This is a genomic window from Hyphomonas sp. (genome assembly GCF_046313975.1).
Lineage (GTDB): Bacteria > Pseudomonadota > Alphaproteobacteria > Caulobacterales > Hyphomonadaceae > Hyphomonas.
Genome location: NZ_JBKBXB010000013.1, coordinates 25049 through 47791, shown reverse-complemented (window position 1 = coordinate 47791; position 22743 = coordinate 25049). Strand labels below are relative to the sequence as shown.

Sequence of the window (22743 nt, the reverse complement as noted above, 5' to 3'; positions counted from 1 at the left end):
AGTCACCCGGAAACTCCCCGAAGATGGTGAACGCGCTGTTAACCCCGCCTGCCCGGCTTGGCATTGGGCGCCGGCGTGTGGTATTGCCCCGGCATCGCAACAGGCGCTGAGCGCGGCCGTCTTCCGGCACACCGGAGAGGCAACCGCAGCGCAGGAGTTCCTGTGCGCGGGGCGGCAAAACCGCTTCACCCTCAGGGACATCAGCCCGGGAGTGAACCATGAAGACCATCATCGAACCGTTTCGTATCAAATCGGTAGAACCCATCCGCATGACCACCCGCGCCGAGCGCGAGGGCCTGCTGAAAGCCGCCGGCTACAACCTGTTCAAGCTGCACTCGGACGATGTGATCATCGACCTGCTGACGGACTCCGGCACCTCGGCGATGAGCAGCGCGCAATGGGGGGCGGTGATGACCGGCGACGAGAGCTATGCCGGCGCGCCGAGCTTTTACCGGTTCGAGGCCGCGGTGAAGGAGCTGATGGATTTTGCCCATATCATTCCCGCCCATCAGGGCCGCGCGGCCGAACACCTCCTGTTCTCTCTGATTGCAAAGAAGGGAGACCTGATCCCCTCCAACACGCATTTCGACACGACGCGCGGCAATATCGAGGCGATGGGCGCCGAGGCGCTGGACCTGCCGATTGCCGAGGGGCGCGTGCCTTCGCTCGATCATCCGTTCAAGGGCAATATGGACCTTGGCGCGCTGGAGGCGGTGTTGAAGGCGGAAGGCGCGCGCATCCCGGCGGTGATGATGACCATCACCAACAATGCCGGGGGCGGACAACCTGTCAGCCTCGAGAATATCCGGGGCGCAGCGGCGCTGGCAAAGGCGCACGGGAAGCCCTTCTATATTGATGGCTGCCGCTTTGCGGAGAATGCCTGGTTCATCAAGCTGCGCGAGGAGGGACAGAAGGATCGTCCGATCAAGGATATTGTGCGCGATTGTTTCGCGGTCTCCGACGGCATGACGATGAGCGCCAAGAAGGATGCCTTCGCCAATATCGGCGGCTGGCTGGCGCTGAATGATGATGCGTTGGCCGAGCGCGCCCGCACCCTGCTGATCCAGACCGAAGGCTTCCCGACCTATGGGGGCCTTGCGGGGCGCGACCTTGATGCGATTGCCCAGGGGCTGAGGGAAATCATCGATGAGGATTACCTGCGATACCGTGTGCGGACGAACTCCTACATCGCCGAGCGGCTGGATGCGATGGGCGTGCCTGTGGTGAAGCCTGCAGGCGGGCATGCCGTGTTCATCGATGCGCGCGCCTTCCTGCCGCATATTCCGCCGCTGGAATATCCTGGCCAGGCGCTCGCCTGCGCGATGTATGAATCCGGTGGCATCCGCGCCTGCGAGATCGGCACCGTGATGTTCGGGAGGCGGCCCGACGGCACCGAAGCCCCCGCCGCCATGGACCTCGTCCGCCTCGCCATGCCGCGCCGCGTCTACACCCAGAGCCATGCCGATTATGTGGTCGAAGTGCTCGAGGAAGTTGCCGCAGGTAAGGACAGGCTGCGGGGCCTGCGTATCGTGAAGGAACCGCCGATGATGCGGCACTTCACGGTGGTGTTTGAGAGGCTATAGAATCAGGTTGCTCGATTTGAAACATTGATTCAGTGTTTCACTACAGACACTTCGGGGCGTAACAATCCATGGCAAAAGGCATATTCGCTCATCGTCCGGACTCGATCTATGATGATTTGCCAGAGGCTCGCTACCAGTTCCCCAAGATATACAAATCACGTGTTGATAAATTGATCGGCGATTGGATCATTTACTACGAGCCGCGCGGCGGAGGCGGGCGACTAGGTTACAACTCGGTGGCAAAGGTCCAACAAATTATTCCAGACCCTTCCATTGAAGACATGTTCATTGCGATTATTGAACCAGGATCATTCTTTCCGTTTGAGCGCTTCGTACCGTACTCAAGCGACACCGGCTTCTTGGAAAGCAGGCTGGAAACAGGAAGCAACAAACCCAGCGGCTTAATCAGAAGCGCTGTCCGCGAAATACCAGATCGCGACTTCTTTCGAATATTGGCGAGGGCGTTCGACACAGACGATGTAACGTTGCCTCGCATCGGAGAAGTTTCTGATAGACGCCCCTTAATTGGGGTGCGGGAGCCCGCAGCAGAGTTTGAGGTCGAATTTGAGAGACTTCGGGTGGAGCAAACCTTGAACCGAACCGTCCGAGATCGGATATTTCGAAAAACTGTTGTCGATGCGTATGACCGCAAATGCGCAATAACAGGACTGCAACTCATCAATGGGGGCGGCAGAGCTGAGGTGGAAGCCGCACATATCAAGCCTGTCGCCCAAGGCGGCCCAGACAGCATTCGGAATGGCATCGCGCTGTCCGGAACCGTGCACTGGATGTTTGATCGTGGTCTGATTTCTCTTTCCGACGATCTTGATCTTCTAGTTTCGCGGCAGGTCAACAATCCAGATCAAATTTGGGCACTCGCGAACAAAAGCCGGAAGGCGGAATCCCCTATCGATCCACATATGCGACCCCACCCGAGTTTTCTCGGGTGGCATCGTGAAAACTGCTTCAAGCACTGATCACCGAACCGCGAAATCCGTCGGCTCGGTGCTTTTGCCTTTGGAATCCGTTTCGCCGGTGCGCTGGCCGTGTTTGGCCGGGCCCATGAAACCGAAGAGGTGGCCGGCGACTTTGCGGATCTGGATCTCTTCAGAGCCTTCCGTGATGCGGTAGCGGCGGTGGTGGCGGTAGATATGCTCGAACGGCTTGTGGCGCGAATAGCCGATGCCGCCATGCACCTGCATCGCGCGGTCGGCGGCCTCGCAGACAAGCCGGTTTGCATAATAGTTGCACATCGAGACCTTGTCGGAGAGGCGGATCGCCACTTCCGGCTTCGACATCTGGTCCATTTCCCAGGCCGTCTTGAAGATCAGCAGGCGGAGCATCTCGGCCTGAGTCGCCAGCTCCACCAGCGGGAACTGGATCGCCTGATTGGTGGCGAGCGCCTTACCAAACGGCTTGCGCTCCAGCGCGTATTTCACGCTTTCATTGATGCAATAGATCGCCGCCCCGCAGGAAGATGCTGCCTGGCGGATGCGGTTTTCGTGCACGAAATGCTGGGCGAGCGCGAGGCCGCCTTCGGGCGGGCCGAAGACCGCATCCTCCGGCACCCAGACATCCTTGATGGTGAGGCGCGGGTGGTCCGTCGGCATGTTGAAGGTCCACATATACTCTTCGATGATCACGCCGGGGTCGCGCGCCGGAACGAGCAGGCAGGTGATGCCGCGCGCATCGCCATCATTGCCGCTAGTGCGGCAGAACAGCATGATGTGGCTGGCGACATGCATGCCGGTGATCCACATCTTCTCGCCATTGATCAGCCAGCCATCCTTGCCGTCTTTCTTGTGGCGCACGGCGCGGGTTTCCATGTGCGTGGCATCCGAGCCGTGATGCGGCTCGGTGAGGCCGAAGCAGGCGCGGAACTTTCCTTCCAGCGCTTCGACGGCAAGGTGTTTCTGGTCCGGCCGCGCAAAGTCGCGCAGCATCAGGATCTGCGGGAAGTTTCCGACAATGGAATGTTCGTTCTGCAGGTCGTTGTGCAGGCCAAGGCCCTGCTTGGCGAAATGCTCGCGGATGATCGCCATGCCGAGATTGGTGCCATCCTGTCCGCCGAATTCCTTTGGCAGGGCGTAACGCAGGTGGCCGGCCTTGTCGGCGCGGCGCTTGGCTTCGCGCAGCAGCTCTTCCCATTCCGGGCGCGGCAGGCCGCCATTGTCGAAATCGGTCCGCGCCCATTCGCGGCGATGGTCGAAGAAGCGCTCGTTATCGTCCTGCGCCTGCAGCGGCTTGATCTCGTCCTCGATGAACTTGTCGAGCACGACGAGATAGTCGGCGATGTCCTTCGGAATGTTGAAATCCATGTATACCTCCCTTGCCTCATGGGCCTGAGGCCACCATACGCCCGTCAGGCGAGCGGACAATTTGTGCCGCCGGGGCAAGCCGGAGCGCCGGTATGCGGCAATCGGAACGAACCGTTCTCCAATAATTCTGAATTCGACGCTCTGAACGCTTGACGAATTATTCAGCGTTCCTTACTCATAGGCACAGGCAGCCAGCCTGATAACCGAATGCAGTTTCAACCCCGAACGACAAGGCACCCTCCCATGCTCCGTTCCATCGTCGCCGCCGCAGCATTTGCGGCCATCGCCGCCCCGGCTTTCGCCAGCAACTCCTACACCTTCGAGACCGTGAACCCGGTTTCGTCCAAGCGCATCGTCGCCGAAAGCGTCGTCTGGTCCTGCGAAGGCACCAAGTGCTCGGCCGAACTCGACCGCAAAGCCCCCACCGTCCGCATCTGCAAGAAGATCGCGAAACAGGTCGGCGAGCTGACCGCTCTGCGCAACACGAAGTCGGAGCTCACTGCTGAGCAGCTGGCCGAGTGCAACGCCGCCGCCAAGAAATAAGGCTCGATCTCTCCAAGCCTCTCCTCGGGCCGTCGCGGGTGCACCGCGGCGGCCTTTTTTGTTGCGCGAATCCCGCGCTTGGAACATCACCCCGGCAAGCGGGAGTGATCAGATGGTCGACCAAAAGCCCGAAGCCGGATGCGGTGCCGCGATCTGCGATAATGATGGACGGCTCCTCCTCATCCAGCGCCTGCGCCAGCCGGAAGCCGGTGCCTGGGGACTGCCGGGCGGCAAGATCGATTTCGGCGAAGCAGCGGCAGAAACGGCGCGGCGCGAGATTGCCGAAGAGCTCGGCATCGAGATCGAGATCCTCGGCCTAGCCTGCATCGCCGAAACCATCGACGCCGGTGATGGCCGGCACTGGGTGGCGCCCGTTTACAATGCCCGCATCCTGTCCGGCACGCCGGCGATCCTCGAGCCCGAGAAGCATGGCGGCTGGGGATGGTTCCCGCTGGACGACCTGCCCGCCCCGCTGACGGAGGCCGCCCGGAGCTGGATCCGATCCAGGCAATCTGCGCCAGCTGCATGAATTCATCCTGTCACGGAGCATCAGGTCTCACCGATTCCGTGCGAACAGACCCTGCCCCGAAATTGCACACTCGTGCACAGGCACCTCCAGGCCCGAACCATGTTAGCGCTCACGCAAATTGACAACGAAGTACATTTCCTGCGGCGAAAAAATACCGCGCCGAAATGCGGCAAAGCAGCCGGAATCGCGTGGGCATGCTTGTTGCAAATCCGTCTTGCAGCGCGCTAATGGGCGCTAGGTGATGAGGCCGGGGGCGGCCGAATGATCGCTGCGATACGAGGGTAATAATGAGCGACACTGTAGCAATCCTGGCAGAGCTGGGCGTGCAGCCGAAATCTGTTCGGAAGAACTGGAACGAAGCACGCCTCTACGAAACATCGGTCGCTTCGGGCGAATCCCGCGTGGCCAAAGGCGGCGCGCTCGTCGTCGAAACCGGCCAGCACACGGGCCGTTCCGCCAAGGACAAGTTCACGGTGCGCGACGCGCTGACCGAGAACACCGTCTGGTGGGACAATAACGCAGCGATGTCGCCGGAGCATTTCGAAGCTCTGTGGACGGACTTTAAAGCCCACATCGCGAAGCAGGACATGTTCTCGCAGGACCTGTTCGGCGGCGCCGATCTCGACTACCACCTTCCGGTGACCGTCGTGACCGAATATGCGTGGCACTCGCTGTTCATCCGCCACCTCCTGCGTCTTCCGACAACGGACGAACTGGCGGGCTTCAAGACAGAATTCACGATCATCAACTGCCCGAGCTTCCGCGCCGACCCGGCGAAGCATGGCTGCCGCAGCGAAACCGTGATCGCCGTGAATTTCGCGAAACGCCTCGTCCTCATCGGCGGCACGTCCTATGCCGGCGAGACGAAGAAATCCGTCTTCACGATCCTCAACTACCTCCTGCCCAACCAGGGCGTGATGCCGATGCACTGCTCGGTCAACACCTCGGCCAAGGACGATGCCGCGATCTTCTTCGGCCTGTCGGGCACCGGCAAGACGACGCTTTCGGCCGATGCCTCGCGCACGCTGATTGGCGATGACGAGCATGGCTGGTCGGAAAACGGCCTCTTCAATTTCGAAGGCGGCTGCTACGCCAAGATGATCAAGCTGTCGGCCGAGGCCGAACCTGAAATCTACGCGACCACGAAACAATGGGGCACGGTGCTCGAGAACGTCGTGATGGATCCGGTCACGCGCGAACTCGACCTCGACTCCGCAGCGCTCGCGGAGAATTCGCGCGGCGCCTATCCGATCGAGGCGATTCCGAATGCGTCGCTCACCGGCCGCTGTGGCCAGCCGAAGAACCTGATCATGCTGACGGCGGATGCCTATGGCATCATGCCGCCGATCGCCAAGCTGACCCCGGCACAGGCGATGTATCACTTCCTTTCCGGCTATACCGCACGCGTCGCCGGCACCGAGAAAGGGGTGACCGAGCCTTCGGCCACCTTCTCCACCTGCTTCGGCGGCCCGTTCATGCCGCGCCATCCGTCCGAGTACGGTAACTTGCTGCGCGAGCTGATCGCCCGCTACAATGTCGATTGCTGGCTGGTCTCCACCGGCTGGACCGGCGGCCCCTACGGCCAGGGTAACCGCATGCCGATCAAGGCCACGCGCGCGCTGCTCAACGCCGCACTCGACGGCTCGCTGAACAATGTCCAGTTCCGCAAGGACGAGACGTTCGGCTTCCTCGTGCCGGTGTCCGTGCCAGGCGTCGATGCGAAAATCCTCGACCCGCGATCGACCTGGGCAGACCCGGCAGCGTACGATGCGCAGGCCGCGAAACTCGCCGACGAGTTCGTCGCGAACTTCAAGAAGTTCGAGGCCTATGTCGACGAGGCTGTGAAAGCCGCCGCGCCGAAAGCCAAGGTCGCCGTCTAGGCTTCAGGTCGCAACTGCCTGATCTCCAGAGACCCGCCCGGTTCTTCCGGGCGGGTTTTTTCGTCGCGGAGCCCGGCTTGACGTGAAGGGAAGTCTGGCGCCGCCGCGCTGTGCCCGATAGGGTGCGCCGCAACAAACGCCAACCATCCCCGGAGGAAGCCCATGCGTGAAGCCGTCATCGTATCCTATGCCCGCACCGGTCTCACCAAGACCCATCGCGGTGGTCTGAACGACACCCACCCCATCGTCATGGGCGGCCACGTCACCAAGGCGGCCCTCGAGCGTGCCGGCGTCGAAGCCGCTGCGGTCGAAGATGTGTTCTTCGGCTCCGCCCAGCCGGAAGGCGCTTCGGGCATGAACGTCGCGCGCAACATCGCGCTCGCCGCCGGCTGCCCGTCCTCGACGGCAGGCGCCACCATCAACCGTTTCTGCTCCTCGGGCCTGCAGGCCATCGCCAATGCCGCGCACACGGTCGTGCATGAAGGCGCCCCGGTCGCCATCGGCGGCGGCGTGGAAAGCCTTTCGCTGGTCGCCCATTCCGGCAAGACCAACCGCCACCGCATTATAGAGGAAGGCCTGTTCCAGAAATGGCCGGCCATCTGGATGAGCATGATCGAAACCGCCGAGATCGTCGCCGAGCGCTACAAGGTCAGCCGCGAATACCAGGACGAGTATTCCGCCGAGAGCCAGCGCCGCACCGCCGAGTTCCAGCAGAAGGGTCTGATGGCCCAGGAAATCGTGCCGCTAAAGACGAAGATGAAACTCGTCAACAAGGAAACCGGCGAAGAAACCGTGCAGGAAGTCACCGTTGACCGCGACGACTGCAACCGTCCGGGTACGACCTATGAGAACCTCGCCGGCCTGAAGCCCGTCTTCTCCGGCGGCATGGTCGTGAAGGAAGGCAAATACGTCACCGCCGGCAATGCCTCGCAGCTGTCGGACGGCGCCGCAGCTGTCGTAGTGATGGAAGCCAAGGAAGCCGCAAAGCGCGGCCTGAAACCGCTCGGCCGTTTCGTCGGCTTCAACGTCGCCGGTTGCGATCCGGACGAAATGGGCATCGGCCCGGTCTTCGCCGTTCCGCGCCTGCTGGAGCGTCACGGCCTAAAGGTCGATGAAATCGACCTCTGGGAACTCAACGAAGCCTTCGCCTCGCAGTGCCTCTACTCGCGCGACCGCCTCGGCATCGACCCGGCGAAATACAACGTCAATGGCGGCTCGATCTCCATCGGCCACCCGTTCGGCATGACCGGCGCACGCTGCACCGGCTCCATCCTGATGGAAGGCCAGCGCCGCAAGGCCAAGTGGGGCGTCGTCACCATGTGCATCGGCGGTGGCCAGGGCGCTGCCGGCCTGTTCGAAATCTACAGCTGAGCCTGATTTTCCGGCACCGCGCCGGAAATCACTGCCAGAAATGCGAAGGGCGGCTCACAAGGCCGCCCTTTTGCTTACGGGTCGGTTGAGCAGCGCTGCCTTTTTCCGGTCACCCGCGGATGGCACGTTGGCGGAAACAACCGGAGCAGGCCCCATGAAACATGCATCGTTCGCTCTCGCCGCCGCGTTGCTGCTCGCTGCCTGTGGGCCATCCGAGCCTGCGCAGGAACCTGCCAGCCCGGCAGAGTCATCCTCCGACTCAACTGAAGCAACCACCCAAGTCGAGGCGACCGGCTTCTACACCGAAAACCTCGCGCCCCCAGAAGGCGCCGGGGACAAGGGAGACGGCGTACCCCGTGACGTGAATGACCGGCCCTTCCACTACGCCCTGCTCGGGCAGAAGCTTCCGGCGTTCACTGCGCCGGTGACCGACGGCAGCACCTTTGACTCCACCAAACTTAACCGCTGGACCGTGATTGATGTCTGGGGCGTCTGGTGCGGGGATTGCGTGCGCGATGGCCCGTATGTCGCCGCGCTCGAACGCGCAATCGCGCAGGATCCGGACCTCGACTTCGTCTCGCTGCACGTTCCCGCAAGCGCCACCCGGACATCGCCGGAAGAGCTGTTCAAGAAATACGGCTCGCTGGAGGCCTATTTCGACTCCGCCGGTTACAGCTTCCCTGTGGTTCTGGATAACGATGCCAGCATCCGGCAGGCCCTGCAGATCAGCTGGACACCGACCTACCTGCTCGTCTCCCCGGACGGCATTGTGCGCGGTTTCCGCACGGACCTGTCGGTGGATCAGGACCAGCCGGTGAAGACGTTCCTGAAGAACGTCGCCGAAGTGCGCAAACAGGTGCGCGACCTTCTCGCGACGGATCCTTCCGATATAGACTAAGGGCATGAAACGCGCCCTTGTCCTGCTCGCCCTCCTTCTGGCGTCCAGCTGCACACAGCCCTTGCCCGAACCCGCGCCGCCACCCGCGCCCGCCGAAGCGGTGACGGTGACGGCCAGTAGCATCGAGGGGCTATCCGGGCAAATCCCGTTCACCTTGCCATCGATCGAGCGCGCCTTTCCGGGCTTCACCATCGTCGCCGACGAAGAAGACGGAGTCCCGATCTTCAGTGTCCGCGAACCCGGTAGCGATGCGGACCTGTTCCGGCTCAGGCCGGACTGGTCGCGCGGCTTCATCGGATCGGTAACCGTGCTTGTGCCGGGAGACACCGGCCTTGTTGAGCTGCAGCCCAATGTTAGCCCGTTTACCGACCTTCCGGCTGAAATTGCGCAAGCTTGCAATCCCGAGCCGGCCCCTACGGATGGTCCGTTTTCCTGCACGGTTGCCTTGTCGACCGGCGAGCTGATTCTCGCCTTTCCGTCCGCCCGGTACGCGCCCCGGCTCGAATCGGCGCGTTATGTTCCCGGCCCGACACCCCGATAGTCCGCCCGCATCGGCAAAGCAGCCGGGCGTGGTTTCAATGGTTTGAATCTTGCAGCGGGCCGGGCTAACCTGACACGGTTGTCATCTTGCCGTATTTTAGGAAAGCACGCCGCAATGCTGCATCCCTCCACCAAGCGCCTCATCGACAAGCTGAGCGATATGACGCGCAAACAGCGCGTCGCCTGGATCGAGGGGGAGAACGGTAGGGTCGTGCACGACACGGAAGGCTACCGCGTCGTGCTGACGCCGGAGCCGCACGCGGTGCTGCTGACCGATGGCATGGGCCGCGAAATCGAGACCTGCCTGCCCGAAGAATTCGCCGACGATGTGGACGCCCACGGCCGCCCCTACTCCAAGTTCGTGGCCGAACTTTACCGCGAGGCGCACCGGCATGCGCGCGGGGCGGAAAAGGCAATCAACGCCCTGCTTGCGGGACTGGATGCCAGCGAGGAAGAAGCCCCTGCGCCTGCCCCCGCCGAAGCGCCGCCCGTCATACCGGTGCTGACCGTTGATGCGCCGGATGCAACCACGGATGAGACCGCGCCGGTCGAAGGCGAGAGCGAGACCGACATCACCCAGGCCGTGGCAACGCTGGCTGACAAGATCAACAGCCCGCCGACGCCGGTGATCGAAGACGCCGCGCCGCCCGAACCCGTCGCCGCTGCGCCCGAACCTGAGCCTATAACCGCGCCTGAGCCGGAACCTGTGCCTTTGCCTGTTCCTCAGCCCGAGCCAGCGCCGGAGCCTGTGCTGACGATCGAACCGGAGCCCGAGCCCGCACCTGTCCCAGTTGCGCAAACCGCGCCTGAGCCTGTGCCTGAGCCCGAACCCGCACCTGCCCCTGTCATCCACGAGCCTGTCGCGGCAGAGCCGGCCCCGGCCGTCGAAGAGGAATGGATTGTCAAAGGCGCAGCGCCGGAGCCCGTTCCGGAACCGGCGGAAGAACCCGGATCGTTCGGCACGTTCGGCGCCTTCGAACCGTCATCGCCGGAACCGGAACCCCAGCCTGAGCCTCAACCCGAGCCGGTGCCTGAACAGGTCGCCGCGGCAGAGCCTGCCCTGGCGCCCGAGCCCGTGGCCGCGGCCGCTGCGCCGACACTGTCGCAACCGATCTCCCTGTCATCGATCCCGATGGGCTTCGGCCTTGGCGCGGCCCAGCGCGTGCCGGCGCCGCCTACGCCGCGGCCTGAGCCGGTGCCCGAGCCAGTTGTCGCCGAGCCACCGAAACGCATCATCATTGACGGCACGCTGGACCTGCCCCCGGACGCGCTTGATGCCTATCCGGACATGCGCAGCAATGATCCCTACCCGCCGCCGGTTCCGGAAACAGGCACCGGAGATGTTCCCGGCGATGACAAACCTGTCCCGCCCGCCCCCGGCAACGTGCGCAGGTTCAATCCCTGGAACTGAAGGCAGAAAAGCGGCCGGCGGGGTGTTAATCCGTGCACGGATGGAAATTATTTCTTCTGCACCACTTCCACCATGCGTTTGCAGGAGATCGGCGTCAGCGTCATCATGGCGGCCATTGTACCAGGGCCGCGATAGAATTCGAGGCGCAGAGCAATATCATGCTCGTCGAGGAATGACTTGAGATAGCCTTCGCAGGCCTTGAGGTTGATCGCCGACCGCCGCCCCTCAATCCGCATCGTTGTCTCGACCCGGATTCGCAACGTCGCCCGCATCGCATCTTCCGCGATCACAAGAGACTGCAACTTGCTGTCGTGATACAGTGGGAATTCCGCCTTGCGCGCCACAAGGTTCGCCTGGCGCTCGACAAAGGCATGGCGCTTTTCGGCGCTTGCGCGCTCGAACTGAAAGCCCGCATCGTGGGTGAAATACAGGAACACGCCAACGATCAGAGCAATGGGGACTGCGAACTTCTCCATACCGGCAGCTTAGCGCGGCATGGCTAATTTCGCGTTTGCCATGTTTCTGAAATTCTGCGCTACCTCGTTAAGGTTCGGGTAACCGGCTCAGACCGGCGAGACGTCGGTCACCTTATAGGTTTGCGCGTCGCGGCCGGGATGGTCGATGGTCACATATTCCCCTTCGCGGAAAGTGTGCGCCCCGAGGCGGAACACGGCTTCGTCATCGCCTTCGTCTTCCTCATCATAGTGGAAGAACCATTTCTCGCCGCGATGCGTCAGCCAGCCATCGGCCTTTTCGGCCGGATCAGGATGAAACCGGTAGACGCGGCAGGCTTTCCGGTTCTGACGCCAGCCTTCAATGTCGAGCTGGCCTGCCCCGGTCAGCGGCGCAATGATCATGTAGCCCTGCTCGGGATCGCCCGCCGGAAGGCCGGGATTGCGGGCAAGCTGAAGGGTAATGCGTCTGAGGCTCATCATCAGTCTCCGGAGTAAATCAGCGGGCGAGCGCGAGGGCGGGGGAATCGGCGGCCGTCAGCAGGCGGCGCGTCGTGCCGCCGAATAGCCGCTCACCGAGCCGCGAATGCCCGTAGGCGCCCGCGACGATCAGGCTTGCACCGACGCCAGACGCCAGCGCCATGAGCGCGCTGGAGACTTCGCCCTCCAGGCTTTCGCTGCGCGCTTTCACACCCTTGCGGTTCAGCCAGTCTTCGAGCGATCCCGGCGCGATGCCCGGACGCGCCCCGTCCCGTTCAGCATCCTTCCGGTTCTGGGCAATCACCACATCCCCGAACGCGCGAATGAGATGCGAATGGAAACGGACCGCGCGCGATGCACCGTTCGATCCATCCCAGCCGATGATCACCGCACCTGGCTCAAACGGCTTGTTGCCGGAAAGGAAAACCGGCAGGCGCGCATCCATCAGAACATAGTCGAAAGCAAGAGACAGCGGCTCGCCGGTCTTCGCGGCGCTGCGCGGAAACACGATTGCCTCCGAAAGCGTCGCTGCGCTGGCAGCGGCATATTCGGCGATCCCGACCTGGTGCACGAAGGAGCAGTCGAGCCCGTGTGCGCCCATGGTCACGACATCGCGGAAAGCCTGCTCGGCCTTGGCGAGAAGCTCCTGTTGCAGCTCGATGATATTAGTCGCCGCAGCGGCTGACATCCCGGCAGATTCCGGCGTCGAGACAACCATCAGCGCCGTCTGCGGATCCGGCAAGGCGCACAGGCCTGTCAGCGGAACGTTCAGGCGCCGGGCAATCGCGAGCGCGGATTGCGTGGTGACTGTATCGACTTCAGGGGTGCCCTGCAGCATGGCGATAACAGACATGAAAAGCCTCCTCACCGACCGTTTGCGACCGTGGAACAGCTTCTAGCACTGCAGGGCCGGGGCCGGATTAGGTAACTCTACCTAGCCTTGCGCGCTGCGGCAATACGCGCCCGGGCAATGCGGTCAGCCACATAGTTCGTAGGCTGATTGGTTTGCAGCGCTTCGTCCAGAACCTCCCCCAGCGTATCGATCAGCTTCGCCAGAGTCGCGTCGACCCACTCGCGCGAATAGCTGCCCGAGATTTCTGCGGCCACGTTGATGATACCGCCGCCATTGATCACATAGTCCGGGGCGTAGAGAATGCCCTTGCGGCGCAGGAACTCGCCCATCTCCGGCACGACCAGCTGGTTGTTCGCGCCGCCTGCAACCCCTTTAACCTTCAGGCGCGCCAGCGTCTTCTCGTTGATGATCGCGCCGAGCGCATTCGGCGAGAAAATGTCGGCCTCGACATCATAGATGTCATTCGGCGCCACCACGACCGCCCCTGTGCGCGCGGACACCGCCGCCAGCGCTTCCTGATCGATATCGGTGATCACCAGCTTCGCGCCGGCCTTGGCCAGATGCTCGCAGGTATAACCGCCGACCGACCCGACGCCCTGAACGGCAATCGTGCGGCCGTTGAGGTCATCCGTCCCGAACAGGCGCTTGGCCACTTCGCGGATGCCGAGATAGACCCCCATCGCCGTCACCGGCGAGGGGTCGCCGCTCGCCGCGTCGCCTTCATCAAGACCCGCCACGAATTTCGTCTGCCGGCGCACGATGGTCATGTCTGCCACATCCACGCCGACATCCTCGGCCGTGTAGTAAGTCCCGTTCAGGCTATGCACCGCCCGGCCGAAAGCCTCGAACAGGGCTTCGGACTTTCCGGATTTCGGATCGCCCCAGATCACCGCCTTGCCGCCGCCCAGCGGGATGCCCGCCATCGCGTTCTTGTAACTCATGCCCTGCGACAGGCGCAGCACATCGGTCAGCATTGCGTCGCCCGTGGGATAGTTCCACATACGGCATCCGCCGGCCGCCGGGCCCAGCGCCGTGGAATGCACCGCAATCACGCATTTCAGGCCGGTTGCCGCGTCATGGAAGGCGTGAAGGCCCTCATGGCCGTCAAAGGAGGGATTGTCGAACATGGCGGGACCGTCCGGAAAAAGCGTTTCAAATGAAACTATTTGGCCGCTCTAGCCCCCCCTCTGGCGCAGCGTCAACCTGTCCCGGCATGACCTGTGCACCGCATTGACATCTTTGCAGGAATTCGGGCGTAAGGTGCCCGCCGCATGCAGCTTCGCCCTGTCATCCTGGCCCTCGGCCTACTGACCGTCCTGCTTGCGGTGGCGATGCTGCCCTGTGCGCTGATCGACCTGGCCGACGGGGACGAGAAGGCGCACGTCTTCGTCGCCTCCTTCTCCTTCTCTGCCCTGCTGGGCGGCCTGTGCTGGGTGCTTGCCCGGGGCGGCGAGATGCGGATGGGCCAGCGCGAGGCCTTCCTGCTTACTGTCATCGTCTGGGTTGTTCTGCCGGCGATTGCCGCCGTGCCCTTCATCGTTTCCGGCCACTCGATTACCGATTCCATCTTCGAAAGCGTGTCGGGCATCACCACAACTGGCGCCACGGCCTTCACTGGCCTCGACGACATGCCGCGCGGGGTCCTGCTGTGGCGGTCGATCCTGCAATGGATCGGCGGCATCGGCATCATCGTCACCGCCGTGGCCATCCTGCCGCAGCTGCGGGTCGGCGGGATGCAGCTCTTCTCGCTGGAGAGTTCGGACATGACCGGCAAGTTCCTGCCGCGCGTCTCCGACATCGCCGCCTATATCGGCTACGCCTATCTCATTCTCTCGGCGGTCTGCGCCCTGCTCTACGGTCTCACCGGCATGAACTGGTTTGACGCCATCAACCATTCCATGACGACATTGTCCGCAGGCGGATTTTCGACCTATGACGCCTCCTTCGGCCACTTCAACGGCACGCCCTCAGTCTATGTCGCGATGGTCTTCATGGCGATCGCTGCAATGCCCATCAGCCTGTTCGCCATACTCATCCTGCAGGGTCGCATCGGCCCCCTGATCACCGATCCGCAGCCGAGGCTGTTCCTCGCCCTGGCGCTGGGCATTGCAATTATCATCGTCGTGTATCACGAGCTTCGCCTGGAAGGCTCCGCCTTCGAGAGCCTGTGGCAGGGCGGGGTCGATGCGGTGTTCAACGTGATTTCGGTCATCTCCGGCACGGGCTACGCAACAGCGGCCTATGACACCTGGGGCCACCCGGTGGTTGCCCTCTTCCTGATCGCCACCTTTCTCGGCGGCTGCGCAGGCTCAGCCTCCTGCGGTATCAAGATGTTCCGCCTGGAGATCACCGCCAGGGCGCTCATCGCCTGGTCGCAGCGGATGGTGCAGCCGCACCGGCGCGCGCCCATCCGCTATGGCGGGCGCATCGTGGATGAGGAAACCCTGCAGTCGGTGATGGTGTTCCTGTTCCTCTACCTCGTCACCTTCATGGCAGCCGCCGCGGCGCTCTCCTTTACCGGGCTGGATCCGCTGGCGGCAATCTCGGCGTCCGCCACCAGCGTGTCGAATGTCGGCCCCGGCCTTGGCCCGGAAGTCGGCCCCTCGACGACGTTTGCAAGCCTCACCGACACCGGCAAATGGATCTGCTCCATCGCCATGCTGCTCGGCCGGCTTGAGTTCGTGGCGGTGTTCGTGGTGCTCACCCCGCGCTTCTGGCGCGGCTGAAATTACAGGCCCAGCGCCTGCCAGACCATCCGTACAGCAACAATCGCCAGCAGGATGCCGAACAGCTTGCGTAGGCGCGTCGCATCCAGCTTGTGTGCCAGCGCCGCGCCGAGCGGTGCCATCACCATCGTTGCCAGCGCAATCAGCACAAAGGCCGGCAGGTTCACGAAGCCAGCAGAGAGGGGCGGCAAGCCCTCGCGACCCCATCCGACAATCACCGCCGCAATCGCCCCCGGCAGTCCCACCGCCACGCCCCAGCCCGATGCCGTGCCGACGGCGCGGTGAATGGATGTTCCGCACACGGTCATCAGCGTCACGCCAATCGTACCGCCGCCAATCCCCATGATCGCGGAGATCGCACCCGCGAGGCCGCCAAGGCCCGCGCGCGCCGCGCCGCCCGGCATCTCCTCCGCGAGCTTCCAGCTCGGCCGGCCGAAATAGAACTGCGCCGCGAACAGGATCAGGATGGTGCCGAACACGCCGAGCATCAGCTGTTTCGACATGTACCCGGCCACCAGCATCCCGCCGATCGAGCCCGCCATGATCCAGGGCGCCCAGGTGCGGATAATGTGCCAGTCAACCGCGCCGTGCTTGTGGTGTGCCGACGCGCTCTGGATCGAGGTAACAACAATCGTCGCCAGCGAGGTCGACACCGCGACATGCATCGCCGTCTCGCCATAGCCCATCTGCGTCAGCAGGAAGAACAAGGTCGGCACGATCACAACGCCGCCGCCAATGCCGAACAGGCCGGCAACGAGACCCGCAAACAGGCCGGCAGCCCCAAGCGCGAGCAGCAGGCCGCCATACTGGCTGAGGAACTCGGTCATCTGCCCGCCCCGGTTCTTGCCGGGTCAGTGATGGTGGTGGTGATGTGGCTCTGTGTTGAGCTTACCGCACTTGCCGCACTTCACGACCACCCCGTGGGCATCATGGTGGCCGACATTCACCAGCAGCTTCGTCTTGCACCCGCCGCAGCGATAGGTTTCGTCGCCGCCGCCTTCGCGCACCGGCTTGCCGGCGGTGTGCTGCAGCACATCGGCGCCTTCGGCTTCCTGCGGGGTGAGGAGGATCATGTCGAACTGGGGCATGGGAAAGGTCCTGAAAAAAAGTCAGCGGTCTGGCGCTGTGTCTACCAGACGCCCGCATCTTTCAAGGCGGCATCGAGATTTGCCGGGATATCTGCTGCACTCTCGCCGGAATTCAGGTCGCGCGGCGCCTCGCCCGGCTTGAGGTAGCGCCAGCCCTGAAAGGGCCGTTTGGGGCGGGCGTAGGTGCGCACGAGTTCGGGATCGAAAACGAGTTCGCACATATCCTTGCCGTCCTCGTCCTGCACCGTGCGGATATCGATGATGCGCTGGCGCACCCGGATCGCGCGCTTGATGACCCAGTAGATCGAGCCGCCCTGCAGCATCTCTTCGGCGCGTTTGGGCATCATCCGTGTGTGATGCAACGGGTTTGGCAGCTTTTTCATCTGCCGTTCCTGCCAGTCGGCCAGGTCCTCGACCGTGTCCGCGCCGACGCAGAGTTTGACCATGTGAATCGTCATGAGGGCGAGTCTAGCGCCCCCGGCCTCCGAATCCAGACGCCATCTGAAGACGCGCCTCGCGCTGGCTGTCGAAAGCCTTCTCTGCCGCCTGGCTAGCGAAGAAGAAGTTCGCCTCGGTCACGCGCGCCTCATAGCGGCGCTCGATGGTCTTGAAGGCGGCGCGGGCTTCCAGCTTGATGGCGAAGCCGGAGACATAGGAAAAGCCCCAGCGTGGCTCGGTTTTCAGGTAATAGCTCTGCTCATACTTCGTCAGCTTGCCGCCGGAGGGGCCTTTGACCGGCTTGGGCAGGCGGTAATCGATGCGCTGAAAGCGCTCGACGATTGGGTCGAGGAAAGCTGTCGCGGTGAGGCGTTCAGCCGCCCAGACGTCGAATTCGGTGTCGTTGTGATTGGGGTGGTGGCGGAATTTCAGCTGCCAGAAGGCGCCGTCGGTGTTCACATCGACCGAGGGGCCGAGGCTGGCGCGCAGGTCGTCCGGAAACAGGCGGCCATCGGGCGCCGGCTCTGCTGCCCAGTTGGCAGCAACCTGTTCCAATTCAGGGTCCTGGCCCCTTCGTTCTACCAGCTGCCAGCGCTCCGAAGGGGAGCGGCGGGGGTCATAGGTGTAGGTGTAGCGGGCGGAATAGGATTCCAGTTCCACCGTGAAGGCCGCGCGCAGGGTTTCGGGAGCTTCGGTGGCCTCGAGGGCCGAGTGCATCGGGCCGGAACCTGTGGCCATTGCGAGCGAAAACAGGAACGCAATCAACATTACCCTACCCATTCCGAAGACGCGGATGTCATCTCCGGGGATTGCGGCAGCTCTGCGGCAGAGTGGCCGTTTTCAGGGGATGACAGAGGCAGGAAACTGCGGCGGGAAAGATTTACCGGAGTTGAACAAGAGTTCATCCGGGGCAGTTTCCTGCCTTAAGTTCGCGTAATCTTTCCCGCTGGTTCCAGCGGGTGTCCGGCGGATTCCAGCTTTTTCCAGCTTTCTCCCCTAATGCTTGTAGGCCAGCGGCCGCTCGCTTTCGTCAAGGTTCAGGTAGCGGTCGCGCAGTTTGGTCTGCCGGGTTTCCATCGGCTGGGCTTCCCCGTCGATGTAAACCGCGGTCGGGGCCGAGGTCACTTCCAGCGGGTCGCCGTCCCAGGCGATGACGTCCGCCCGGTTGCCGGGGGCGAGGCTGCCGAGACCCGTCAGGCCGAAGATGCGCGCCGGGGTGACGGTCAGCGCCGCGAGGGCGGCGTCGAAGTCCATGCCGTGGGCGACGGCATTACCGGCGACCTGGGTGGCGAGGCGCGCCTGATGGCCGGGGCTGTCGAGATGGGCGATGGCGACGGTGACACCGGCCTCGGACAGACGCCGCGCATTCTCGCCGGTGGAGGCGAGTTGCTGGAAGCTGCCGGGCAGGTTCGAGAAGGCATCGATGATGACCGGAACGCCCGCTTCGGCGAGCCGGCCGGAAACGCGCCAGGCTTCATCGGCGCCGACGATGGCGATCTTCAGCGTGGGGTTCTGTTCCTTGAAGTCGAGGATCGCCTCGATGTCGCTAGCCTTGCTGGCCTGGAACAGGATCATCTGCTCGCCGCGCACCGCCGGCATCAGGGCCTGAGCGTCCATGCGGGTGAGCACGTTGCCCTCATTGTGCGCCATGAAACGGGCGCCGAAGAAGCGGACGTCATCGAAGGCGCCGCGAATGGCGGCCCAGGCTGCGGTGCGCGAGCCGCCGGAACGGTTGGCGCCCTCTTCGCCGAGGACGACGAAGGCGAAGGCCTTCGGCTTGAAGATGCTGCCCGGAAGGCCGGACGTGTCAGCCACGAAGCCCTGACCGCCGAACAGTTTCGAGCGCGCTTCGGGCGCAACAACGATGCGGGTGAAGCCTTCGAGCCGTGTGATCGGCACCGAAGACGCATCAGGATTGAACCCATCACCCGCATCGAGCGCGGCCGAGAAGGCCGAGCCGGCCGCACCGCCATCATTGGTGGGCGCAACGCCGCTGACTTCGGAGAGACCCACGCGCGAGAAGGCGGCGATGAGGCCGGGCGTGACCCACTTGGCGCGCACTTCGGTCGCGCCCGCAGGCACCGCAGAGCCTTCCGGGCCGACCGACACGATGCGGCCATTGTTGATGACCACGACACCGTTGGTGAGCGTGCCCTGGCTGGTGCCGGTCCAGACGGTTTCGCCATGGATGGCAACCGGCTGGGCGGCGGCGATAGGCGCGGCGCCAAGCACCGCGAGGCTGAGAAGCAGGCGGCGGATCATTTGCGGTCTCCTTCTCCGGGATGGCCAAGTTCGAAATCCATGACCGGCAGGTAGGCCGGATCGGTGCGGTCATACATCAGCGCGCCGTCGATATAGACCTGATCGGCCTTGGCGTAGCTGCTGAACGGGTTGGCGGACCAGACGACGACATCGGCCATCTTGCCGGGCTCGAGCGTGCCGGTCTTGTCATCGATGCCGAGCGACTTGGCCGGGTTCAGCGACAGCCATTGCCACGCCACCTCTATTGGCACGTCGATGCCGGCGCGCCGGCCGTCCGACCAGGCCTTTGCGGCTTCCTGATTGAGACGCTGGATGCCGACTTCGCTGTCGGAGTGGACGATAGCGCAAGCGCCGGCGGCGTGGACCATCGGGATGTTCTCGCGGATGCCGTCATAGGCTTCCATCTTGAAGCCCCACCAGTCTGCCCACATCGAGGAACAGGTGCCGTATTCGGCGAGCTTGTCGGCGATCTTGTAGGATTCGACCGCGTGATGGAAAGCGGCGACCTTGTAGCCAAACTCCTTCGACAGATCGAGGATGAGGGCCATCTCGTCGGCGCGGTAGCAGTGCATGTGCACGAGGATGTCGCCCGAGAGCGCGCCCGCGAGGGTTTCGAGTTCAAGGTCGCGCTTCGGCGGATCGCCGCCATTCTTTGCGGCCTTCTCGAGTTGTTTCTTGTAGTCGGCTGCCTTGATCCACGCGTCGCGGTAGCCGGCCATGTTGCCCATGCGCGAGTAGGGCGCGCCGCCCGGCGTGGAGCCGCGGCCATAGCCGTAGACGCGCTTCGGGTTTTCGCCGCAGGCCATCTTCATGGTGTAGGGCGCACCGGGAAACTTCATCGCCTGCATCGTGCGCGCGGGCACGTTCTTCAGGATGACGCCGCGCCCGCCGAACAGGTTGGCGCTGCCCGGCAGAATCTGCAGCGAGGTGATGCCGCCGGCCAGCGAGCGGGTGAAGCCGGGGTCTTGCGGCCAGACGGAATGTTCGACCCAGACTTCGGCCGTGACGGGCCCCGAAATCTCGTTGCCATCGCCGTGCGCATCAACGCCCGGCGAGGGATAGGCGCCGAGATGGGAGTGATTGTCGATGATGCCGGGCGTGACCCAACGGCCGGAGGCGTCCAGCGTGGCGGCGCCTTCCGGCGCGGCGATATCCGCGCCGACAGCCTTGATCTTGCCGCCCTCGATCAGGACCGAGCCCTTCTCGATCAGCTGGCCGGCGCCGTCGATGACGGTGGCATTGGTGATCAGCAGCGTCTGGGACGGGTATGCCTTGTAAGTGGAGGGATAGGGATCGGCGACCGGCGCCTTCGCGCCCTGGCCTTCATCACCCGTACCCGGCTTCTGGCACGCGGCCAGCGCAGCGGCCATTACAGCCGCCAGGCACAGTTTCCGGAATGTCATTGCAGCCCCGCAATTGGTTTTACATGCAACCAACTGTGCGGCGTTTGAACAGGAACGCAAGGGCCCGGAACGCATTCCACCGGAAACAACCGGCAGGCCGGGCGCAGCCCTCAGGGCTTGTCGGCGAAGACGCGCTTTTCGCGGCCGAAGACCGCCTTCAGCAGCCAGTTCGGCGCCATCTTCTCGACGCGCGGATGGCGGGCCATGACGCTTTCCATCCAGCGCCGGCCCCAGACCGCATTCCGGCCAAGCAGCACCGCCCCGACAATCGCCATCGGCAGGCCGATCGGAATGAAGGGCGTGGCAATACCGATCGGGATCGCCAGTACGACGAGACCAAGCCCGGTGACAGCCAGAACCTGACGCACAGCCACATTCACACCCTGGCGCAGCGCCCGGATGGGGATGGGGGGAGCGTAGGAGGCTTCCGGGGGAGGCTGTCTGAGATCGTCGGGCATGGTCAGCTATATGGGCGCTTTTTGTGTCCGCACCAGAGTAGACCAGAAGATGTGTCGAAAGTCTGGCAACAGCGTTACCCGATTGCTACACCTCGGTAACTTTCTGTTGCGTAACCCCGAGGGCGATAGGGCCGGAATGAAACTGCAGTCCGTTCAGGCACTCAGGGGACTCGCGGCGCTTCTCGTGGTTCTGTACCATATCCGGGCGCTTGAGCAGCTCAGCACCCAGACCAACGGCCTTGAGGAAACAACCTGGGTGAGCCGGGCATTTTCCAACGGCTATGTCGGCGTTGACCTGTTTTTCGTTATCTCCGGATTCATCATGGTGTTCGTGACGCAGGAGGCCCGGTCCGGACTGCGGACTGCGGGCGACTTCCTGTTTGCGCGGGCGACCCGGATTTATCCGGTATGGTGGGTCTTTGCCGGTTTGATGGCGATCTACTTCACCGCCGCCTATGGCCTGAATGGCGGGACCGAAGGATGGCAGGCCGTTTCGCGCTCGCAGCCGCCGCTCGATTATGTGGTCAAGTCCTTCCTCCTGCTGCCGCAGCCCGAGTTTCCGATTCTCGGCGTCGGCTGGACACTGGTTCACGAAGTCTATTTCTACGCCGTTTTCGCGCTATTCCTGTTATTGCCGCGCAGATTCCTGCCATTCCTGCTGGCGGCATGGGGGGCGATGATCGTTGCCGGCACAGGTCTCGGTTTTGCCGTGCCGTTCGCCGGCACGCTGCGCGACCTCGTCTTCTATCCCATGACCATGGAATTCATCATGGGCGCCTTTGCGGGTCTGGCGGTTGTCTCCGGCCGGATCTGGCGACCGGGTATCGTCGCCCTTGTGGCGGCGCTCTGGTTTGTCGCGGCGCTGTGCTACCAGGGCGTCGAAACGGAAGAGACCCTGAAATGGGGACGCGTCCTCTGGTTTGGCCCGCCCTCGGCACTGCTGATCTATGCGCTGGCCGGTCTCGACCTGCGCCGCCGCCTGGCTTGGCTTGTTCCGGCGACGATCGGCGCGATCATCACCTGCGGTATCTACCTGCTGGCGGGGCTCAGCGATTTCAGCCCGGACATCGCCCGGCAGGACGCGGTCGTTCTGGCCGTGATCGTCGGGGCACTCTCGATGCTGGCCGTGCTCTGGATCGGCTGGCTGATGGGGCAGTCCATGCCGGCCGTCCTGCTGGCAACCCAGCCCTTCTTCCGGATGCTGATGGGATGGGCCGTTCGCCTCGGCGACTGGTCCTTCTCGCTCTACCTGAGCCACATCATTGTGCTGACCGCCCTGCGCCGCACGTTCGAGACATTGGGCGCGCAGGAGACCCTCGCACCATATTTCCGGCTCGGCATGCCCGGGCCTGTCGACAACCTGCTCTTCCTGTCCGCCGGCCTGATCCTGAGTCTCCCTGCGGCATGGCTGGCCTACCGGTTCATCGAGAAACCCTGGATCATTCTTTTCGGCGAATTGCGCCAATCCCTCTTCCGCCGCCGCGAGAGACTGGCAGCCTGACAGGGCGCC

General features: G+C 63.4%; 23 protein-coding genes. 11 read left to right on the top strand and 12 right to left on the bottom strand.

Annotation, left to right across the window (positions count from 1 at the left end; translation table 11 throughout):
* Window positions 1-218: 218 nt before the first annotated feature.
* Window positions 219-1583 (top strand): tryptophanase, encoded by a 1365-nt coding sequence (locus ACK4TE_RS06790; RefSeq protein WP_409910737.1) that lies wholly within the window; start codon window positions 219-221, stop codon window positions 1581-1583.
* Between the two features lie 68 nt (window positions 1584-1651).
* Window positions 1652-2560: an HNH endonuclease gene (locus ACK4TE_RS06785; protein WP_409910736.1), complete on the top strand. Its 909-nt coding sequence runs from the start codon at window positions 1652-1654 to the stop codon at window positions 2558-2560.
* Here the strand turns inward: ACK4TE_RS06785 and ACK4TE_RS06780 are convergent, their stop codons facing one another.
* Window positions 2561-3901 (bottom strand): acyl-CoA dehydrogenase family protein, encoded by a 1341-nt coding sequence (locus ACK4TE_RS06780; RefSeq protein ID WP_409910735.1) that lies wholly within the window; start codon window positions 3899-3901, stop codon window positions 2561-2563. It lies immediately after the preceding gene.
* A gap of 243 nt (window positions 3902-4144) precedes the next feature.
* On the opposite strand from ACK4TE_RS06780, the gene ACK4TE_RS06775 reads away from it, so the two are divergent.
* From ACK4TE_RS06775 to ACK4TE_RS06745, 7 genes are all read left to right on the top strand, one after another.
* Entirely contained in the window at window positions 4145-4444 is a 300-nt protein-coding gene (locus ACK4TE_RS06775) for a CC_3452 family protein (RefSeq protein ID WP_409910734.1), read from the top strand.
* A gap of 112 nt (window positions 4445-4556) precedes the next feature.
* Complete coding sequence (locus ACK4TE_RS06770) at window positions 4557-4973, top strand: NUDIX hydrolase (RefSeq protein WP_409910733.1); 417 nt, start codon at window positions 4557-4559, stop codon at window positions 4971-4973.
* Window positions 4974-5260: 287 nt separating this feature from the next.
* A complete protein-coding gene (locus tag ACK4TE_RS06765; RefSeq protein ID WP_409910732.1) occupies window positions 5261-6853 on the top strand; it encodes a phosphoenolpyruvate carboxykinase in 1593 nt (530 codons plus the stop codon).
* 162 nt (window positions 6854-7015) lie between these two features.
* A complete protein-coding gene (locus ACK4TE_RS06760; RefSeq protein WP_409910731.1) occupies window positions 7016-8224 on the top strand; it encodes an acetyl-CoA C-acyltransferase in 1209 nt (402 codons plus the stop codon).
* Window positions 8225-8378: 154 nt separating this feature from the next.
* Complete coding sequence (locus ACK4TE_RS06755; protein ID WP_409910730.1) at window positions 8379-9122, top strand: TlpA family protein disulfide reductase; 744 nt, start codon at window positions 8379-8381, stop codon at window positions 9120-9122.
* A gap of 4 nt (window positions 9123-9126) precedes the next feature.
* Window positions 9127-9663, top strand: coding sequence for a hypothetical protein (locus ACK4TE_RS06750; RefSeq protein ID WP_409910729.1), 537 nt, complete (start codon window positions 9127-9129; stop codon window positions 9661-9663).
* 114 nt (window positions 9664-9777) lie between these two features.
* Window positions 9778-11073 carry a hypothetical protein gene (locus ACK4TE_RS06745; RefSeq protein WP_409910728.1) on the top strand — a complete coding sequence of 432 codons (1296 nt, stop codon included), beginning with the start codon at window positions 9778-9780 and terminating at the stop codon, window positions 11071-11073.
* 47 nt (window positions 11074-11120) lie between these two features.
* Here the strand turns inward: ACK4TE_RS06745 and ACK4TE_RS06740 are convergent, their stop codons facing one another.
* The 4 genes from ACK4TE_RS06740 to ACK4TE_RS06725 form a co-directional block, all read right to left on the bottom strand.
* Window positions 11121-11549, bottom strand: coding sequence for a hypothetical protein (locus tag ACK4TE_RS06740; protein WP_409910727.1), 429 nt, complete (start codon window positions 11547-11549; stop codon window positions 11121-11123).
* An 87-nt stretch (window positions 11550-11636) separates the two neighbouring features.
* Window positions 11637-12005 carry a hypothetical protein gene (locus ACK4TE_RS06735; RefSeq protein WP_409910726.1) on the bottom strand — a complete coding sequence of 123 codons (369 nt, stop codon included), beginning with the start codon at window positions 12003-12005 and terminating at the stop codon, window positions 11637-11639.
* A 19-nt stretch (window positions 12006-12024) separates the two neighbouring features.
* Complete coding sequence (locus ACK4TE_RS06730) at window positions 12025-12858, bottom strand: universal stress protein (protein WP_409910725.1); 834 nt, start codon at window positions 12856-12858, stop codon at window positions 12025-12027.
* A gap of 77 nt (window positions 12859-12935) precedes the next feature.
* Window positions 12936-13985, bottom strand: coding sequence for a Glu/Leu/Phe/Val family dehydrogenase (locus ACK4TE_RS06725; RefSeq protein ID WP_409910724.1), 1050 nt, complete (start codon window positions 13983-13985; stop codon window positions 12936-12938).
* 144 nt (window positions 13986-14129) lie between these two features.
* On the opposite strand from ACK4TE_RS06725, the gene ACK4TE_RS06720 reads away from it, so the two are divergent.
* Window positions 14130-15584, top strand: coding sequence for a TrkH family potassium uptake protein (locus tag ACK4TE_RS06720; protein ID WP_409910723.1), 1455 nt, complete (start codon window positions 14130-14132; stop codon window positions 15582-15584).
* Window positions 15585-15586: 2 nt separating this feature from the next.
* On the opposite strand, the gene ACK4TE_RS06715 is transcribed toward ACK4TE_RS06720, so the two are convergent.
* From ACK4TE_RS06715 to ACK4TE_RS06685, 7 genes are all read right to left on the bottom strand, one after another.
* A complete protein-coding gene (locus ACK4TE_RS06715) occupies window positions 15587-16411 on the bottom strand; it encodes a sulfite exporter TauE/SafE family protein (RefSeq protein WP_409910722.1) in 825 nt (274 codons plus the stop codon).
* 24 nt (window positions 16412-16435) lie between these two features.
* On the bottom strand, window positions 16436-16672 hold the full coding sequence (locus tag ACK4TE_RS06710; protein WP_409910721.1) for a hypothetical protein: 237 nt from the start codon (window positions 16670-16672) through the stop codon (window positions 16436-16438).
* A 41-nt stretch (window positions 16673-16713) separates the two neighbouring features.
* Complete coding sequence (locus tag ACK4TE_RS06705) at window positions 16714-17118, bottom strand: DUF1489 family protein (protein WP_409910720.1); 405 nt, start codon at window positions 17116-17118, stop codon at window positions 16714-16716.
* A 22-nt stretch (window positions 17119-17140) separates the two neighbouring features.
* Complete coding sequence (locus ACK4TE_RS06700) at window positions 17141-17878, bottom strand: hypothetical protein (protein ID WP_409910719.1); 738 nt, start codon at window positions 17876-17878, stop codon at window positions 17141-17143.
* A gap of 228 nt (window positions 17879-18106) precedes the next feature.
* Window positions 18107-19372, bottom strand: a complete 1266-nt coding sequence (locus ACK4TE_RS06695; RefSeq protein ID WP_409910718.1) for an amidohydrolase family protein — start codon at window positions 19370-19372, stop codon at window positions 18107-18109.
* Window positions 19369-20742, bottom strand: coding sequence for an amidohydrolase (locus ACK4TE_RS06690; RefSeq protein WP_409910717.1), 1374 nt, complete (start codon window positions 20740-20742; stop codon window positions 19369-19371). The genes ACK4TE_RS06695 and ACK4TE_RS06690 overlap by 4 nt, the downstream gene beginning before the upstream one ends.
* 143 nt (window positions 20743-20885) lie before the next feature.
* Window positions 20886-21233 carry a hypothetical protein gene (locus ACK4TE_RS06685; protein WP_409910716.1) on the bottom strand — a complete coding sequence of 116 codons (348 nt, stop codon included), beginning with the start codon at window positions 21231-21233 and terminating at the stop codon, window positions 20886-20888.
* Between the two features lie 136 nt (window positions 21234-21369).
* Here ACK4TE_RS06685 and ACK4TE_RS06680 point away from each other — a divergent pair, with 136 nt between their 5' ends.
* Window positions 21370-22734, top strand: a complete 1365-nt coding sequence (locus tag ACK4TE_RS06680) for an acyltransferase family protein (RefSeq protein ID WP_409910715.1) — start codon at window positions 21370-21372, stop codon at window positions 22732-22734.
* The last annotated feature ends 9 nt before the right edge of the window (window positions 22735-22743 follow it).